Raw genomic sequence first — 16782 nt, 5'->3', positions numbered from 1 at the left:
AAAATGTAGAGTAACGTAATAGAAAGTATGAGTTTTTTAAAGATATGAAAATTGAAAAGAAGCATCTTTTAGATTACACCATTTTGATACCTTATTTAATCTTATCCGTGGTTGGTTTAATAGTAGTGTATTCAACAACGAGTGCTCGTTTAGTAACCTTGGGGGCCAATCCCTTCGCATCTGTTATGAACCAAGGAGGCTTCTGGTTGCTATCCTTGTTCTCTATTTCTTTCATCTACCGACTGAAATTGAACTTTCTCAGGAAAGATAAGCTTTTGGGTGTTGTTATTGCCTTTGAGATTTTACTTTTGGTCATTGCCAAATTTTTCACCAGGGAAATCAATGGTGCCAATGGTTGGATTGTGCTAGGTCCCTTGTCTTTCCAACCAGCGGAGTACCTTAAGATCATTGTTGTTTGGTTTTTGGCACACACCTTTTCAAAAAAACAGTCTGCCATAGAACGTTATGACTACCAAGCCCTGACGAAGAATAGATGGATTCCTAGGAATGGTAAGGAACTTAATGACTGGCGTGTCTATTTGCTTGGTATGATCGGTTTGGTTGCTATCCAACCTGACTTGGGGAATGCGGCTATCATTGTATTGACTACAGTAGTGATGTTTTCAATTTCTGGTGTTGGCTACCGTTGGTTTACGGCCTTATTTGCCAGTATTGTAGGGATTTCGTCGGCCTTCCTAGGCTTAATTGCCTTGGTTGGGGTTCAAACCATGGCTAAGGTACCTATCTTTGGATATGTTGCCAAGCGTTTCGCAGCATATTTTAATCCGTTCAAGGATTTGACAGGATCTGGTCTTCAGCTATCTCATTCATACTATGCTATGAGTAATGGAGGATGGTTTGGTCTCGGGCTTGGAAATTCAATTGAGAAAACTGGTTATTTACCAGAAGCTACAACAGACTTTGTGTTTTCGATTGTTATTGAAGAATTAGGTCTTATCGGAGCCGGCTTGATTCTGGCCCTCCTCTTTTTCCTCATTCTTCGTATTATGATTGTGGGAGTTAAGGCCAGAAATCCATTTAACTCTATGATGGCGCTTGGTGTGGGAGCTCTCATGCTTATGCAGGTCTTTGTTAATATTGGGGGAATCTCAGGGCTAATCCCATCGACAGGGGTTACCTTCCCCTTCCTTTCACAAGGTGGTAACTCGCTTCTGGTAACTTCTGTTGGGATTGCTTTTGTTTTAAATATTGCTGCCAACGAAAAGCGTGATAATATTGTTCAAGCTATTGAGGACGAGTTATCTCAGACTCAAGAATTGGAAAATCAAGATGAAAAAATTGTACCTTTAAGAAGAGGTCGTTAATTCGGCTTCTTTTTTACTTGATAGCGTTTTGCATTAGTAAAGGTAATACTAAAAGCTTGTAGAAGTAGTAGAAATAGAAATACTGAAAGAAATATTTGTGATTACTCTAAAGAAAAATTGAAAACTATATAAAATACTTGCAATTCTATGACATTTTGATAGAATAGTAGAGTAAAGTTAGACTGTATTGCCTACTGTCTATCTATAAAATATATTTTATTGGAGGCTTTTCCTAAATGGCAAAAGAAAAATACGATCGTAGTAAACCACACGTTAACATTGGTACAATCGGACACGTTGACCACGGTAAAACTACTTTGACAGCTGCTATCACAACTGTATTGGCTCGTCGTCTTCCTAGCGCAGTTAACACACCAAAAGACTACGCTTCAATCGACGCTGCTCCAGAAGAACGTGAACGCGGTATCACAATCAACACTGCACACGTTGAGTATGAAACTGAAAAACGTCACTACGCTCACATCGATGCGCCAGGACACGCGGACTACGTTAAAAACATGATCACTGGTGCCGCTCAAATGGACGGTGCGATCCTTGTAGTAGCATCTACTGACGGACCAATGCCACAAACTCGTGAGCACATCCTTCTTTCACGTCAGGTTGGTGTTAAACACCTTATCGTCTTCATGAACAAAGTTGACTTGGTTGACGATGAAGAATTGCTTGAATTGGTTGAAATGGAAATCCGTGACCTTCTTTCAGAATACGATTTCCCAGGTGATGACATTCCAGTTATCCAAGGTTCAGCTCTTAAAGCTCTTGAAGGTGATTCTAAATACGAAGACATCATCATGGACTTGATGAACACTGTTGACGAATACATTCCAGAACCAGAACGTGACACTGACAAACCATTGTTGCTTCCAGTCGAAGACGTATTCTCAATCACTGGTCGTGGTACTGTTGCTTCAGGACGTATCGACCGTGGTGTTGTTCGTGTTAATGACGAAGTTGAAATCGTTGGTCTTAAAGAAGAAATCCAAAAAGCAGTTGTTACTGGTGTTGAAATGTTCCGTAAACAACTTGACGAAGGTATTGCCGGAGATAACGTCGGTGTTCTTCTTCGTGGTATCCAACGTGATGAAATCGAACGTGGTCAAGTATTGGCTGCACCTGGTTCAATCAACCCACACACTAAATTCAAAGGTGAAGTTTACATCCTTTCTAAAGAAGAAGGTGGACGTCACACTCCATTCTTCAACAACTACCGTCCACAGTTCTACTTCCGTACAACTGACGTAACAGGTTCAATCGAACTTCCTGCAGGTACTGAAATGGTTATGCCTGGTGATAACGTGACTATCGACGTTGAGTTGATCCACCCAATCGCCGTTGAACAAGGTACAACATTCTCTATCCGTGAAGGTGGACGTACTGTTGGTTCAGGTATCGTATCTGAAATTGAAGCTTAATTAATATTAAGTTCCCAATACAATTATTCGTCAGACAATAATTGAGAGAGTCGAGGTTACTCGGCTCTTTTTGGTGTTTAAAAATACTCGTAATATTATATTTTTGGGGTGTTTTAGATGCTTAAGCTAAGTTTTGATAGTGATAAATAGACATAAAGCAGGTTGAGTTTTCGGAATTTTCCTAAAATCCTAGTAATAGTAAGGGATTTGTGATAAAATAAACGAGTAAATAAATAAAAGAAGAGGTATGTGAAATGTCACGTAAACCATTTATCGCTGGTAACTGGAAAATGAACAAAAATCCAGAAGAAGCAAAAGCATTCGTTGAAGCTGTAGCATCAAAACTTCCTTCATCAGATCTTGTTGAAGCTGGTATCGCAGCTCCTGCAGTTGACTTGACAGCTGTACTTGCTGCTGCTAAAGGTTCAAACCTTAAAGTTGCTGCACAAAACACTTACTTTGAAAATGCTGGTGCCTTCACTGGTGAAACTAGCCCACAAGTTTTGAAAGAAATCGGTACTGACTACGTTGTTATCGGTCACTCAGAACGTCGTGACTACTTCCACGAAACTGATGAAGACATCAACAAAAAAGCAAAAGCAATCTTTGCTAACGGTATGCTTCCAATCATCTGTTGTGGTGAATCACTTGAAACTTACGAAGCTGGTAAAGCAGCAGAATTCGTAGGTGCTCAAGTTTCAGCTGCTCTTGCTGGATTGACTGCAGAACAAGTCGCTTCAACAGTAATCGCCTACGAACCAATCTGGGCTATCGGTACTGGTAAATCAGCTTCACAAGACGACGCACAAAAAATGTGTAAAGTTGTTCGTGACGTTGTAGCTGCTGACTTTGGTCAAGAAGTTGCTGACAAAGTACGTGTCCAATACGGTGGATCAGTTAAACCTGAAAACGTTGCTGAATACATGGCTTGTCCAGACGTTGACGGAGCTCTTGTAGGTGGTGCATCACTTGAAGCTGAAAGCTTCTTGGCATTGCTTGACTTCGTTAAATAATTTTACATAAAGTCGGGGGTTTCCTCGGCTTTTTTTGATGAATTGCTTTACAAATAAATTGCTTGGGATAAGACAAATGGTGTAGGTTTGTAAAAACGAACGCTTTAGGCTTTATATTTTATAGGTTTAGGGTTTGACAAATAGAATTGGATTGCCCAAAGAGACAGATAATATGCTATAATTAAAGTAGTATAACTAGAGCTCAGATGCTAATAGTCTGTATGCTCCGCATTTTTTCCAAAAAAGGAGAGTTAGAATCATGACTTTTGATGCAATTGACCAAATGGCGGTCAGCACTATTCGTTCGCTTTCGATCGAGGCAATTCAAGCCGCGAATTCTGGGCACCCAGGTCTTCCTATGGGTGCAGCGCCAATGGCTTATGTGCTTTGGAACCATGTGATGAATGTTAATCCAAAGACAAGCCGTAACTGGACAAACCGAGACCGTTTTGTTCTTTCTGCAGGTCATGGTTCTGCCTTGCTTTATAGTCTCTTGCACCTTTCTGGCTACGACGTGACAATGGACGACTTGAAGAACTTCCGTCAATGGGGATCTAAGACTCCAGGTCACCCTGAAGTTAACCATACAGATGGTATTGAAGCAACATCAGGTCCTCTTGGTCAAGGGATTGCTAATGCTGTAGGTATGGCAATGGCTGAAGCACACTTGGCAGCTAAATTTAACAAACCTGGTTTTGATATTGTTGACCATTATACTTATGCCCTCCATGGCGATGGTTGTTTGATGGAAGGTGTTTCTCAAGAAGCTGCTAGTCTTGCTGGTCACCTTAAACTTGGTAAGTTGGTACTTCTTTACGATTCAAATGATATCTCACTTGATGGACCAACTTCAATGGCTTTCACAGAAGATGTTAAGGCTAAGTTTGAAGCTTATGGTTGGCAACACATTCTTGTTAAGGATGGTAATGATTTGGAAGCTATTGCTAAAGCTATCGAAGAAGCTAAAGCTGAGACAGATAAACCATCTATTATCGAAGTTAAGACAATCATTGGTTACGGAGCTGAAGGCCAAGGAACATCAGCTGTCCACGGTGCTCCAATTGGTCAAGACGGCATTGATCACGCAAAAGGTGTTTACGGTTACGATGCACCGGCATTTACAGTTCCAGATGAAGTAGCTCGTCGTTTTGAAGTTGGTATTAAATTCCGTGGTGAAGTTGCTGAAAATGCTTGGCAAACTAAATTTGCAGAATATGAAGCTGCTTACCCAGAATTGGCTGCGGAATACAAGGCTGCCTTTGCGAATGAACCTGCACACGTTGACTTGAAGGCTCATGAATTGGGTTCAGCAGTAGCTAGCCGTGTGTCAAGCCAACAAGCTATCCAACAGATTTCTGAACAAGTTCCTTCATTCTGGGGAGGTTCAGCAGACCTTTCAGCTTCTAACAATACTATGGTTAAGGCTGAGTCTGATTTCCAAGCAGACAACTATGCTGGACGTAATATTTGGTTTGGTGTGCGTGAGTTTGCTATGGCTGCAGCGATGAATGGTATTGCTCTTCATGGTGGTACTCGTGTTTATGGTGGTACTTTCTTCGTCTTCTCAAACTACTTGCTTCCAGCAGTACGTATGGCAGCACTTCAAAACTTGCCAGTGACTTATGTTATGACACACGATTCAGTAGCAGTTGGTGAAGATGGACCTACTCACGAACCAATCGAACAATTGGCAAGTGTGCGTTCAATGCCTAACCTTAACGTTATCCGTCCTGCAGATGGTAATGAAACTAATGCTGCATGGAAACGTGCTTTGGCTGAGACTGAACGTCCAACAATGCTAGTCTTGACACGTCAAAACTTGCCAGTCCTTGATGGTACAGCTGAAAATGCTGAAGCTGGTGTCAATAAAGGGGCTTACATTATCTCAGAAGCTAAAGGTGATCTTGATGGTATCATCATTGCGACTGGTTCTGAAGTGAAATTGGCTCTTGATACTCAAGCGGCTCTTGAAGCTGAAGGCGTGCATGTCCGTGTTGTTTCAATGCCATCACAAAATCTCTTTGATGAACAAGATGCTGCATATAAAGAAGAAGTTCTTCCAGCAGCTGTGACAAAACGTTTGGCTATCGAAGCTGGAACTAGCTTTGGTTGGGGCAAATACGTTGGTCTTGCAGGTAAAACACTTACTATTGATACTTGGGGTGCCTCAGCACCTGGTGACCGTATCTTTAAAGAATATGGTTTCACTGTTGAAAATGCAAGTCAACTTTACAAATCATTGTAAGAAGAGAAAGAGCTTGGCTAGTCCAAGTTCTTTTTTGTAAATATTATATAGAACTTGACTTTTTAGGGCATAGTGTTAGAATGACTGTGTCAGCCGATTTAGCTCAGTTGGTAGAGCAACGCACTCGTAACGCGTAGGTCACAGGTTCGAAACCTGCAATCGGCATGGTCAGAAGTATTAAGATAGAAAAAGGGGTTTTTAGAAACCTCTGTTTTCTTTTGTCCTTGATTGTTCATTTGAGCTAAAATTTGATAAAATAGAAAGTAAAGAAATCAAAAAGGAAGTATCATGTCAAAAGGGTTATTAATCTCAATCGAAGGGCCAGATGGTGCTGGAAAGACAACAGTTTTGGAGGCACTTTTACCTCGTCTTAGAGAAGCTTATCCAGCTCAAGTCGTGACTACACGTGAACCAGGCGGAGTAGCTATTGCAGAGCAAATCCGTGAGGTTATTCTGGATGTAGATAATACGTCTATGGATGCTAAGACAGAGCTCTTGCTCTATATTGCGGCTCGCCGTCAACATCTGATTGAGAAGGTTTTGCCAGAGCTTGAAAAGGGCAATATGGTCATCATGGATCGTTTTATTGATTCATCAGTTGCCTATCAAGGGACTGGTCGTGGCTTGGATCAGGATGAGATTGCCTGGTTAAATGCCTATGCGACTGATGGGTATAAACCTGATGTGACCCTATTGTTTGATGTGGATTCTGAGACTGGTTTGGCCCGCATTGCAGCTAGCGGTGAACGTGAAGTTAATCGGTTGGATTTAGAGAAACTTGACCTACATCAGCGTGTACGTCAAGGGTATTTAGATTTGGCACAGGCTGAACCAGAACGTATCAAGTTAATCGATGCCTCACAGGCTTTTGAGGATGTTGTAGAGCAAGCTTGGGAAGTAATTAAAGGCTATTTATAAGGAGCAAGATGAAGTTAGCTGAAAGTCAAAGCAAACTATTTGAAGAGTTTTCACAAATTATCAGGGAAAATCGTTTGAGTCATGCTTATTTGTTTTCGGGTGATTTTGGAAGTCTCGACATGGCTATTTGGCTAGCACAGAGTCGGTTTTGCCTAACTCCTGAGGATGGTCTACCTTGTGGCCACTGTCGTTCCTGTCGCTTGATTGCACAGGGGGACTTTTCTGATGTTAAATTAGTAGAGCCACAAGGACAGATTATTAAGACGGACACGATTCGTCAGTTGACCAGAGAGTTTAGTCAATCAAGTTTTGAGGGGCAGGCTCAGGTTTTTATCATTCGTGATGCAGATAAGATGCATATCAATGCTGCTAATAGTCTATTAAAGTTTATTGAAGAGCCTCAAAGTCAGATTTATATTTTTCTTTTGACAGCTGATGATAGTCGTATGTTACCTACGATTAAAAGCCGAGCTCAACTCTTTTATTTTCCAAAGAATCGGGCATATCTGGAAGAATTGCTGCAGAAGGAAGGCTTGTTGCTGACACAAGCCAAAGTGTTGGCGGACTTTGCTAAAGATGATGTTCAGGCTTTAGACTTAGCTAAAGATAATAAGATTCTTGATCTGATTAATACAGTAGAGCGTTTCACACAGTCCCTGCTATCTAATCAGGACCTGCTTTATTTGGACGTTGCAAAACTGGCTGTCCAGTGTAGTGAAAAGTCGGAACAAGAGATGGTCTGGGCTTTTTTAACTTATCAAATGGGGAAGGATATACAAAATCCACAAGCAAGGCGATGGCTAGACTTAGTTTATGAGGCACGAAAAATGTGGCTAGCTAATGTCAGCTTTCAAAATGCAATAGAGTATATGGTATTATCATGACAGAAGTCATTGGAATAAAATTTGAAGAAACTGGAGCAGTAGAATACGTTGTTCCTGATAAAAATTACGCCAAAGATGACTTTGTAGTCGTTTTGGAGAAAAAAGATAAGCGCCTAGCCCAGGTTGTCATGGAAAACACAGATTTTCCTGAGGTTAGTTTGCCTGCGGATTTGAATCGGGTTGAAGGATTGGCAGGGGAGAAAGATTTTGCTAGATATGATGAAAATCTTTTGAAAGCTGAAAAGAGTATGGGAGTAGTGGCTGATTTAATTGCTCAAAATCAGCTAGATATGAAGGTGGTTGATATTGTCTTTCCACTAAATAACTCTTATGTGTTAATCAGTTTTGTAGCTGAAAAACGGGTAGATTTTCGTCAGTTGCTCAAAGATCTGGCTTCTTACTTTAAGACACGTATTGAGTTGCGTCAAATTTCAAGTCGTGAGGAATCAAAAATCTATGGTGGCTTAGGACCTTGTGGCCGAGCACTTTGTTGTTCTAGTTTTTTGGGTGAATTCCCACCAGTATCGATTAAGATGGCTAAAAATCAGAGTTTATCTTTGAATTCTGGTAAGATGAATGGGGTCTGTGGTCGACTTATGTGTTGTCTCAGTTATGAAGATGACTTTTACCGAGATAGCAAGGCGAGTTATCCTGACTTGGGTGATGAAATTGAAACCAAGGATGGCACGGGTCAGGTCGTTGCCATTGATGTGATTGCAGGGACCATTAAGGTTTTATTTGAAAAAGGGCGTGCGCCCCTAACTTATGGAGTGGAGGAAGTTCAGCTAAATGGAAAAGCGTGAATTGTATGATAAATTCGAGGAATTATCACAAAATTTGATGTCGATGTTGGCAGAAGTGGAAGCAATTAAGGCGAACTTCTCAGGGATTCTTGATGAAAATACGGCCCTCAAGTTGGAAAATGACAAGTTGCGTGAGCACTTGAGTCAAGTGGTTCAAGAGGAGACAGGAACTAAAATGTCTCATGGTAAGGTGAACCTCGAGGCTATTTACGATGATGGATTCCATATTTGTCCAGATTTCTACGGCCAACGTCGTGACAATAATGAAGCTTGCGGCTTCTGTGCAGAATTGTTGTACGGAGACTAAACATGCAGGTTCAAAAGAGTTTTAAGGGGCAATCTAGTTACGGTACCCTCTATCTGGTTCCTACTCCTATTGGAAATTTGCAGGATATGACTTTTCGTAGTGTGCAAATCCTGAAAGAGGTGGATCTTATTTGTGCGGAGGACACGCGCAATACGGGTCTCTTGCTCAAGCATTTTGAGATTGAAACCAAGCAGTATTCTTTCCATGAGCACAATGCCTATGAGAAAATTCCAGATTTACTGGAGCGCTTGAAATCAGGTCTTTCTTTGGCTCAGGTTTCTGATGCTGGTATGCCTTCCATTTCGGATCCTGGGCATGATTTGGTCAAAGCCGCCATTGCTGAGAATATTCCTGTGGTGGCCTTACCGGGAGCATCAGCTGGTATTACAGCCTTGATTGCTAGTGGTTTAGCACCCCAACCTCATATTTTTTATGGCTTCCTGCCTCGTAAAAAGGGACAGCAGATTGATTTCTTCAAGGAAAAAGTATCTTATCCTGAGACACAGATTTTTTACGAGTCACCATACCGTGTGGCGGATACCCTTGAAAATATGCATGAGGTCTATGGCAATCGTCAAGTAACGCTAGTTCGAGAATTAACCAAGCTTTATGAAGAGTACCAGCGAGGGTCAATTTCAGAAATTTTAGATTATATTGCTAGTAATCCTCTCAAGGGAGAATGTTTACTGATTGTGGCTGGAGCTTCTGAAAATAATAGGGAAGAAAATCTAACATCAGATGTTACGCCAGTAGAGGCTGTTGAAGCTTTAATTGCTTCTGGCATGAAACCTAATCAGGCTATAAAAACCGTTGCTAAAGAGCGAAAAATAAACAGACAAGAGCTTTATAACCTTTTCCATGGGGTTTAAGAGGCTCTTTTTTTGTGGCGACATAAGATGTCAGAAAAGAAAGAATTATCAAAAAATTCCGTAAATACGCTTGTTTATCTCATATTTTTGTGTTATATTATCTGACATAGAATAATTTGTGAATTGGAGTGGTTTCATGGATACAGGTAGCAGTGCCTTTATATTGATTTGTTCAGCCATGGTTTGTTTGATGACACCGGCCTTGGCCTTCTTCTATGGTGGGCTTGGACGTCGTAAGAATGTTATCAATACCATGATGATGTCTGTTCTTCCCTTAGCTATAGCTTCCCTCTTGTGGATTGTTGCTGGCTACTCGCTTTCTTTTGGCGGTCATGGGAATATCTTCGGTAATTTCAGTCACCTTTTTTTAAATGGCGTGTCTGAAACTGCCTCAAGTCGTGGTCTAACCATTCCTGATATGCTGTTTGCTGCTTTTCAGATGATGTTTTCGATTATCTGTGTGGCGATTTTGACGGGTTCAGTAGTAGGAAGGATGCGCTTTACACCTTTAGCCATCTTTGTTGTCTTTTGGTTACTTCTTGTCTACTATCCATTTGCACATATGGTTTGGGACGAAGGGCTCCTTGCTAAATGGGGGACAATTGACTTCGCAGGTGGTGATGTGGTTCATATTACCTCGGGGGTATCGGCCTTGGTTTTGGCAATCGTTGTTGGTAAACGTCGTGATTTTGGCATTTTAGAACACCGTCCTCATAATGTTCCTTTTGTCCTATTGGGAGCGGGTCTCTTATGGTTTGGCTGGTTTGGCTTTAATGCAGGATCAGCCTTGGCTGCTAATGGCTTGGCAGTGCACGCGCTAGTAACCACCCATGTTTCAGCTGCTGCAGCCATGTTTTCATGGTTGGCAATTGAAAAACATGTCACAGGACATCCATCCTTGGTTGGTGGTTCAACCGGTTTGGTGGCAGGACTGGTTGCAATCACACCTGGAGCAGGTTTTGTTTCAATTTGGAGCGCTATTCTAATTGGTCTTATGGTTAGTCCGATTTGTTTCTATGCTATTTCTGTCTTGAAGAAACGTTTTGCCTATGATGATGCTTTGGATGCTTTTGGTTGCCACGGCGTTGGAGGAATCTTTGGTGGTTTGGCTACCGCGATTTTTACGACACCGGATTTAGCCCTAGATAAGGCCAATATTGGCTTGATTTATGGAAAGGCCCATCTCTTTATTGTGACCATTTTAGCTATTATCTTTACAGCTATTTGGTCTGCTCTTGTGACCTATGGTATTATTAAAGTAATTGCTCATTATATGCCTTTGCGTGTTAGTGACCGTGATGAAGCTATTGGTCTTGATGACTGTGAACACAAAGAGACAGCCTATCCAACCTTTATGGGCTTAGATTCGTAGGAGAATACAGATGAAAAAAGTAGAAGCGATTATTCGTTCGGATAAATTGGAAGATTTGAAAAATGCCTTGACTGGTAGTGGCTTGGCTAAGGGGATGACTGTAAGTCAAGTTCTAGGTTATGGTAATCAACGTGGCTTTGCAGAGTTTGTTCGTGGACAGCGCATTGTTCCTACCTTATTAGCTAAGGTTAAGGTTGAAATTGTAGTTAAGGATATGGCGGTTGACGAAGTTGTTGATGCCATTCGGAGCGCCGTGGCGACAGGAGAAGTTGGTGATGGGAAGATTTTTATTGTTCCTATTGATGATGTTATCCGTATTCGTACAGGCGAACGTGGTGGAGACGCCATTTAATATAATGAAGGCTTAAACCGGTTGGTTTGGGTCTTTTTTAGTGAATTTTGATATACTTAGAGGAGTTAGTATGATTGAGGGGGTGACCGATTGGCAAAAGGAAAAAAGAAAGGTAAGTCTAAAGCTAGACCTAAGAAAACTAAAAAGAAACAGAAGTCTTTCTTGCTCTTTCCTAAATTTTTCCAAAAGTGGAGTCTGATTTTTATTGGCCTATTTGCCTTATTGGGACTCCTAGCTAGTTTGAATTTTCCAAAGTTGACTATGGAAAAAAACATGACATCTACAGATGAGAGGACGGTTGCTTTTATTGCCGAGATTGGCGAGACGTCCCGCTATTTGGCAGCTAGAAACGATCTTTATGCATCTGTCATGATTGCTCAGGCCATCTTGGAATCCGACTCTGGACAATCTACTTTGAGTCAGAAGCCGTCCTATAACTTCTTTGGGATTAAGGGGGACTACAATGGTCAAAGTGTGACCCTACCGACCTGGGAGGATGATGGTAAGGGCAATCCTTACTATATTGATGCGGCTTTTCGTTCTTATGGTTCTGTGGAAAATTCTTTACAGGACTATGTGGATTTCCTTGAGGGGAGCTACTATGTAGGGGTGCACCGTTCCAATACTAAGAATTATAAGGATGCGACAGCTGCCCTAACAGGGGTCTACGCTACGGACACAACCTACGGAGACAAATTAAACAGCATCATTGAACAATACCAGTTAACCATTTATGACACTTATTAGGGTCGAAGGAGAGTAAAATGAATCAGAACCAAGTGAAACTCATTGCAATAGATATGGACGGAACACTCTTAAATAGCCAAAAAGAGATTCCTGTCGAGAATATTAAGGCTATTCAAGAAGCAGCTGCGGCAGGTATCAAAATTGTCCTTTGTACAGGACGCCCGCGTTCAGGCATTCTTCCGCATTTTGAGAAATTAGGACTGAGTGAAGAAGAGTACATTATCATGAATAATGGCTGTTCAACTTATGAGACAAAAAATTGGAAGTTGCTTCAATATGAAAGTTTATCTCGCTCTGAGATGGAAGAACTCTTGCAGGCTTGCGAAGACTTTCCAGAGGTGGCTCTAACCTTGACTGGTGAGAAGACTTACTATGTTGTGGGCGATGAAGTGCCTGAGCTAGTAGCTTATGATGCTGGTACTGTTTTCACAGAAGCGAAGGCTAGAAGTTTGGAAGAAATCTTTGCGGAAGGGCAAGTGATTTTCCAAGCCATGTATATGGCTGATACTGAACCTTTGGACGCCTTCCAAAACGCTGTGCAAGACAGACTTGATCAAAGCTATAGCACAGTTCGTAGCCAAGACTATATCTTTGAAATCATGCCACAGGGGGCAACTAAGGCCAGTGGACTTAAGCATTTAGCTGAAAAACTTGGAATTTCTCCAGATCAAATCATGGCTCTGGGTGATGCTGCTAATGACCTTGAAATGCTTCAATTCGTCGGTCAGAGTGTTGCCATGGGTAATGCTAGTGACGACATTAAAGAGTTGTGTAAGTATGTGACCTTGACAAATGACGAAGCAGGTGTGGCACACGCCATTCGTACTTGGGCTTTATAAGAAAAAGACCTTTAGCTTTATTGTTTGCTAAAGGTCTTTCGATTTTTGATAATGGCAATGAGGGTAGTTAGTGTGATCGTGACGTCAGTGATAGCAGCGGGGTAGGCCTTAATGGTCAAATCGTAAATTAGCCAGAGTAACATATTCTCAATGATGACCCAGCGAAGCCACTGAAGGTTTCGTGTGATGGCAATGGCTAAACTATAAGAGACTGAAGAGATGATTGGCAGATAGCCAATAAGTCCAAGTTGATTGAGATAGGTTCCTACAATGATTTGAATAACGATGAGGATGGTCAAGATAGTCTTGGTCATCTTCTTTTTGACCATCAAGCTATTACGTATGATGGAAATACTAATGGTTAAAGCACCGGTATAGCCACCCAATAAGAGGTTGGCAATAGCAGTAAAAATGTAGTCGGTAATTTGCCAGACCAGCATCTTATTTTTTGATTTTGCAAAAGAGGAAATAGCGACACAGAGAGCTCCGATGGCTGAGAATACTTGTGCTAGAAGATAGACTGTCATGATATAACTTTCAATTTTTGTCTCCATTATATCACAAGGATTCAAGAGATTTTCATGTCTTTTTTAGAATTTACAACCCTAATATGTTAGCGTTTACATTAGAAAATGATATAATGAAATTGTAGAAAAGATTGTTCCCTTAAAAGTAGAGAGAACCCGATGTTGCCTTGTGACATAGGTCCTATCTTTACTTTTTACGATAGACTAGAAATGAGGAAATAATTATGAAAAACAAATTTTCCCAAGCAATCGTGCTTTCCATGGTTACCCTTTCCTCAGTGGCTTTGCTGACGGCCTGTTCCAGCCATAAGGAATCGAGTTCAGCAGATAAGATGCCTAAGAGCAGCCAGGTGACCTCATCAAGTAAGGCTAAAACATCCAGTAAAGATAGCGGTAAGGTTAGCAAGTCTAGTGCTAAGGTCAAGGAATCTTCGGGTTCAAAGACAGAATCTTCAAGTGTACCAAGTAGCAAAAAGGCTTCTGCCCCAAGTTCAAGTAGTAGTCAGGCTCAGTCATCATCTTCAAATAGTTCATCAGTTCCCTCAAGCAGTCAGTCACAGGCTCCTAAGTCTTCAAACGAGAATCAATCTTCAGCGAGTCAATCTCAAGCTCCGAAGAACTCAAGTGATAGTCAAACTTCAAGCACTCAATCTAGCAGTCAAGCTCAAGCTAAAACAGATACGCAAGTGACCCCTGTGGATATGGATGTGAGTGCGGTAGCGCGTGGTCAGTTTGATAGTATTGCTGGAACTTGGAAGTCCAGTGATGGCAGTCGTCTGGTCTTTAATAACACCAGCCTAGTAGGAGATATCACTGCCCAAGGTCAAGCGACAGTTCACAATTATGTGCATCCGAAAGATAATTATCAAGAGGGTTCAGGTAAGTATGATGCTACCCTTTCAAGAGATAGAGGGGACACTTCTGGTATTGTTGGCGATATCAGCTTTGTCTCTAAAAAGGTAGCTGTTTCTGGTCCAAGCTATGAACAAGATACCATTCAAGTAACCAGTACTGGTGGAACAAAAGTCTACTTTAAAGAATCAGATAATGTGACGCTACCTAAAGACGTGACAGTTACTGACAATCAACTTCCAATTGATGGTGGTATTGCAGAATCTGGCAGCTACACGCTTACCAAACGTACAGCTGTCAAAAATACTCCTAGTGATACAGCTCCAGTTGAATTTTACTTAGAAGCAGGTGATAAGATTAACTTTGATATGAAGGTTACTCAAGACGGTCATAGTTGGATTTCTTACATCAGCTATAGTGGTGTTCGTCGTTATGTTCAAGTGGATTAATGAGACATCTAGAAAGGTCAGATTTTCTTCTGATCTTTCTATTATTTTGTGGAAAAAGTCTTGTCTATTCCCTGATAAATAGATACAATAGAAAGGTCGGTTTTACCGAAAATTTTTAAATAATGAGGACAAAAATGTGTCAGTAAATTGGCAAGATATTGCGTTTTCTTTCCTCGGTGGTTTGGGGCTTTTCCTCTTTAGTATCAAGTACATGGGAGATGGTCTTCAACAAGCAGCCGGAGATAAGTTGCGCTTTTACATCGATAAGTATACCAGCAACCCGTTTTTAGGGGTTTTGATTGGTATTGTCATGACGGCCTTGATTCAATCGAGTTCAGGGGTTACCGTTATTGTCGTCGGTCTGGTTTCGGCAGGGCTCTTGAGTCTTCGTCAGGCTATTGGGATTGTCATGGGGGCAAACATCGGTACAACCGTAACTTCCTTCATGATTGGTTTCAAGCTTGGTGACTATGCCCTTCCAGTGATTTTCCTGGGGGCTGCGCTTCTCTTCTTTACAAGCAATAAGAAGCTCAATAACCTAGGTCGTATCTTGTTTGGTGTTGGGGGAATTTTCTTTGCCCTTAACCTTATGGGAGATGCGGTTGAGCCTTTGAAGTCAGTTACAGCCTTTAAGGACTACTTGGCGACACTCGGTAATCGTCCAATCATGGGGGTTATCATTGGTGCTGGTTTGACCATGTTGATTCAGTCATCAGCAGCAACTATCGGTATTCTTCAGAGTCTCTACTCAGGTGGTTTGCTTGACCTGCAAGGTGCCCTTCCAATCCTTTTTGGGGATAATATCGGAACAACTATCACAGCGGTTCTAGCTGCTCTTGGTTCAAACATTGCAGCTAAACGTGTGGCAGGGGCTCACGTCCTGTTCAATGTTATTGGGACGGTCTTGTGTTTGATTCTCTTGGTACCATTCACAGCCTTGATTCAATGGTTTAAATCTGTGCTTGGTTTGACACCAGAGATGACTATCGCCTTTGCTCACGGTACTTTTAACATTGCAAATACTATCGTTCAATTCCCATTCATCGGAGTTCTAGCTTACCTTGTAACTAAGATTATTCCTGGTGAAGATGAGATTAACAAGTACGAAGCACTCTACTTGGACCGTTTGCTTATTACACAAGCACCAGCTATTGCCCTTGGTAATGCTAAGAAAGAATTGGTACACTTGGCGTCATACGCCATCCAGTCTTTGGAAGCTTCCTATGCTTTCTTTGCTAAGGGAGATGAGAAATACTTCGATAAGGTTGAGAAGTATGAAACAGCAGTTAATAGTATTGACGAAGAGTTGACAACTTACTTGATTGACATCTCTAACGAATCTCTAAGCGTTTCTGAAAATGAAGTGTTGGCAAGTGTGCTTGACTCTGTTCGTGACTTGGAGCGCATTGGTGACCTTGCAGTTGCAAGTGCAAACCTTTCACAACACATTCATAATAAGGGAATTGAATTTTCTGATACTGCCAAGGCTGAGCTTGCGGATGTTTACAACCGTACTCACCGCATCGCCCTTGATAGTATTCGTGTGGTTGTAGATGATGACAAGGTACTTGCAGGTCAAGTCATCCTTCGTCATGAAGAGTTGGAAAAACTTGAAAAACAATTGCGTAAAACACATACCAAACGTCTTAACAATGGTGAATGTACTGCGCAAGCAGGTATCAACTATGTTGATTACCTCTCACATTACACACGTATCGCAGACCATGCGATTAACCTTGTTGAAAAGGTTACAGAAGGTGTGATTTAATAGAGAAAGTCGAGATAATTTCTCGGCTTTTTTGATATAATGAAAGCGTATTAAGAATATAGAAAAATGATGAGAGGTG

The 16782-nt window shown here is 41.4% G+C and carries 16 protein-coding genes and 1 tRNA gene; 16 read left to right on the top strand and 1 reads right to left on the bottom strand.

The features are described 5' to 3' along the window. Window positions 1–44 precede the first annotated feature (44 nt). From NSQ79_RS07730 to NSQ79_RS07665, 14 genes are all read left to right on the top strand, one after another. Entirely contained in the window at window positions 45–1325 is a 1281-nt protein-coding gene (locus NSQ79_RS07730) for an FtsW/RodA/SpoVE family cell cycle protein (RefSeq protein WP_164332297.1), read from the top strand. A 236-nt stretch (window positions 1326–1561) separates the two neighbouring features. Further along, window positions 1562–2758 (top strand): elongation factor Tu, encoded by a 1197-nt coding sequence (gene tuf / locus NSQ79_RS07725; protein ID WP_002890213.1) that lies wholly within the window; start codon window positions 1562–1564, stop codon window positions 2756–2758. A 254-nt stretch (window positions 2759–3012) separates the two neighbouring features. Beyond that, a complete protein-coding gene (tpiA, locus tag NSQ79_RS07720; protein ID WP_002890214.1) occupies window positions 3013–3771 on the top strand; it encodes a triose-phosphate isomerase in 759 nt (252 codons plus the stop codon). A gap of 259 nt (window positions 3772–4030) precedes the next feature. Further along, window positions 4031–6016, top strand: a complete 1986-nt coding sequence (tkt, locus tag NSQ79_RS07715) for a transketolase (protein WP_339313471.1) — start codon at window positions 4031–4033, stop codon at window positions 6014–6016. Window positions 6017–6108: 92 nt separating this feature from the next. Next, a tRNA-Thr gene (locus NSQ79_RS07710) sits at window positions 6109–6181 on the top strand. Between the two features lie 123 nt (window positions 6182–6304). Next, window positions 6305–6934, top strand: a complete 630-nt coding sequence (tmk, locus tag NSQ79_RS07705; protein ID WP_045769039.1) for a dTMP kinase — start codon at window positions 6305–6307, stop codon at window positions 6932–6934. Window positions 6935–6942: 8 nt separating this feature from the next. Beyond that, window positions 6943–7818: a DNA polymerase III subunit delta' gene (locus tag NSQ79_RS07700; RefSeq protein ID WP_049529415.1), complete on the top strand. Its 876-nt coding sequence runs from the start codon at window positions 6943–6945 to the stop codon at window positions 7816–7818. After that, window positions 7815–8621 carry a regulatory iron-sulfur-containing complex subunit RicT gene (ricT, locus tag NSQ79_RS07695; RefSeq protein WP_049529414.1) on the top strand — a complete coding sequence of 269 codons (807 nt, stop codon included), beginning with the start codon at window positions 7815–7817 and terminating at the stop codon, window positions 8619–8621. Before NSQ79_RS07700 ends, ricT begins: the two co-directional genes overlap by 4 nt. Beyond that, window positions 8608–8928: a DNA replication initiation control protein YabA gene (gene yabA, locus NSQ79_RS07690; protein ID WP_002887582.1), complete on the top strand. Its 321-nt coding sequence runs from the start codon at window positions 8608–8610 to the stop codon at window positions 8926–8928. The genes ricT and yabA overlap by 14 nt, the downstream gene beginning before the upstream one ends. 2 nt (window positions 8929–8930) lie before the next feature. Continuing rightward, window positions 8931–9797, top strand: a complete 867-nt coding sequence (gene rsmI / locus NSQ79_RS07685) for a 16S rRNA (cytidine(1402)-2'-O)-methyltransferase (RefSeq protein WP_049553887.1) — start codon at window positions 8931–8933, stop codon at window positions 9795–9797. Between the two features lie 136 nt (window positions 9798–9933). After that, window positions 9934–11169, top strand: coding sequence for an ammonium transporter (locus NSQ79_RS07680; RefSeq protein ID WP_013991001.1), 1236 nt, complete (start codon window positions 9934–9936; stop codon window positions 11167–11169). A gap of 10 nt (window positions 11170–11179) precedes the next feature. Then, entirely contained in the window at window positions 11180–11521 is a 342-nt protein-coding gene (locus NSQ79_RS07675; protein ID WP_002886165.1) for a P-II family nitrogen regulator, read from the top strand. 90 nt (window positions 11522–11611) lie between these two features. After that, a complete protein-coding gene (locus NSQ79_RS07670) occupies window positions 11612–12268 on the top strand; it encodes a glucosaminidase domain-containing protein (RefSeq protein WP_004183048.1) in 657 nt (218 codons plus the stop codon). Between the two features lie 17 nt (window positions 12269–12285). Next, a complete protein-coding gene (locus NSQ79_RS07665; protein ID WP_049553886.1) occupies window positions 12286–13107 on the top strand; it encodes a Cof-type HAD-IIB family hydrolase in 822 nt (273 codons plus the stop codon). Between the two features lie 17 nt (window positions 13108–13124). Here the strand turns inward: NSQ79_RS07665 and NSQ79_RS07660 are convergent, their stop codons facing one another. After that, window positions 13125–13634: a YgjV family protein gene (locus NSQ79_RS07660; RefSeq protein ID WP_049529420.1), complete on the bottom strand. Its 510-nt coding sequence runs from the start codon at window positions 13632–13634 to the stop codon at window positions 13125–13127. 224 nt (window positions 13635–13858) lie between these two features. On the opposite strand from NSQ79_RS07660, the gene NSQ79_RS07655 reads away from it, so the two are divergent. Further along, the gene (locus NSQ79_RS07655; RefSeq protein WP_045769034.1) at window positions 13859–14935 is read left to right on the top strand and encodes an SH3 domain-containing protein; all 1077 of its coding nucleotides are present in this window, start codon (window positions 13859–13861) and stop codon (window positions 14933–14935) included. Between the two features lie 136 nt (window positions 14936–15071). Continuing rightward, window positions 15072–16703, top strand: a complete 1632-nt coding sequence (locus tag NSQ79_RS07650; RefSeq protein ID WP_049529410.1) for a Na/Pi cotransporter family protein — start codon at window positions 15072–15074, stop codon at window positions 16701–16703. The last annotated feature ends 79 nt before the right edge of the window (window positions 16704–16782 follow it).

Source organism: Streptococcus sp. FSL W7-1342, from assembly GCF_037966635.1.
In the GTDB taxonomy this organism is placed as follows: Bacteria; Bacillota; Bacilli; order Lactobacillales; family Streptococcaceae; genus Streptococcus; species Streptococcus salivarius_D.
This window is presented reverse-complemented; position numbering and strand designations above follow the sequence as displayed.

Excerpts from the sequence above, each read along its gene's own strand:
- NSQ79_RS07700 (WP_049529415.1), top strand. The coding sequence starts at position 6,943 with ATGAAGTTAGCTGAAAGTCAAAGCAAACTATTTGAAGAGTTTTCACAA.
- NSQ79_RS07660 (WP_049529420.1), bottom strand. The coding sequence starts at position 13,634 with ATGACAGTCTATCTTCTAGCACAAGTATTCTCAGCCATCGGAGCTCTC.
- NSQ79_RS07665 (WP_049553886.1), top strand. The coding sequence starts at position 12,286 with ATGAATCAGAACCAAGTGAAACTCATTGCAATAGATATGGACGGAACA.
- tmk (WP_045769039.1), top strand. The coding sequence starts at position 6,305 with ATGTCAAAAGGGTTATTAATCTCAATCGAAGGGCCAGATGGTGCTGGA.
- ricT (WP_049529414.1), top strand. The coding sequence starts at position 7,815 with ATGACAGAAGTCATTGGAATAAAATTTGAAGAAACTGGAGCAGTAGAA.
- tpiA (WP_002890214.1), top strand. The coding sequence starts at position 3,013 with ATGTCACGTAAACCATTTATCGCTGGTAACTGGAAAATGAACAAAAAT.
- NSQ79_RS07655 (WP_045769034.1), top strand. The coding sequence starts at position 13,859 with ATGAAAAACAAATTTTCCCAAGCAATCGTGCTTTCCATGGTTACCCTT.
- tuf (WP_002890213.1), top strand. The coding sequence starts at position 1,562 with ATGGCAAAAGAAAAATACGATCGTAGTAAACCACACGTTAACATTGGT.
- NSQ79_RS07680 (WP_013991001.1), top strand. The coding sequence starts at position 9,934 with ATGGATACAGGTAGCAGTGCCTTTATATTGATTTGTTCAGCCATGGTT.
- NSQ79_RS07730 (WP_164332297.1), top strand. The coding sequence starts at position 45 with ATGAAAATTGAAAAGAAGCATCTTTTAGATTACACCATTTTGATACCT.
- NSQ79_RS07675 (WP_002886165.1), top strand. The coding sequence starts at position 11,180 with ATGAAAAAAGTAGAAGCGATTATTCGTTCGGATAAATTGGAAGATTTG.
- yabA (WP_002887582.1), top strand. The coding sequence starts at position 8,608 with ATGGAAAAGCGTGAATTGTATGATAAATTCGAGGAATTATCACAAAAT.
- rsmI (WP_049553887.1), top strand. The coding sequence starts at position 8,931 with ATGCAGGTTCAAAAGAGTTTTAAGGGGCAATCTAGTTACGGTACCCTC.
- tkt (WP_339313471.1), top strand. The coding sequence starts at position 4,031 with ATGACTTTTGATGCAATTGACCAAATGGCGGTCAGCACTATTCGTTCG.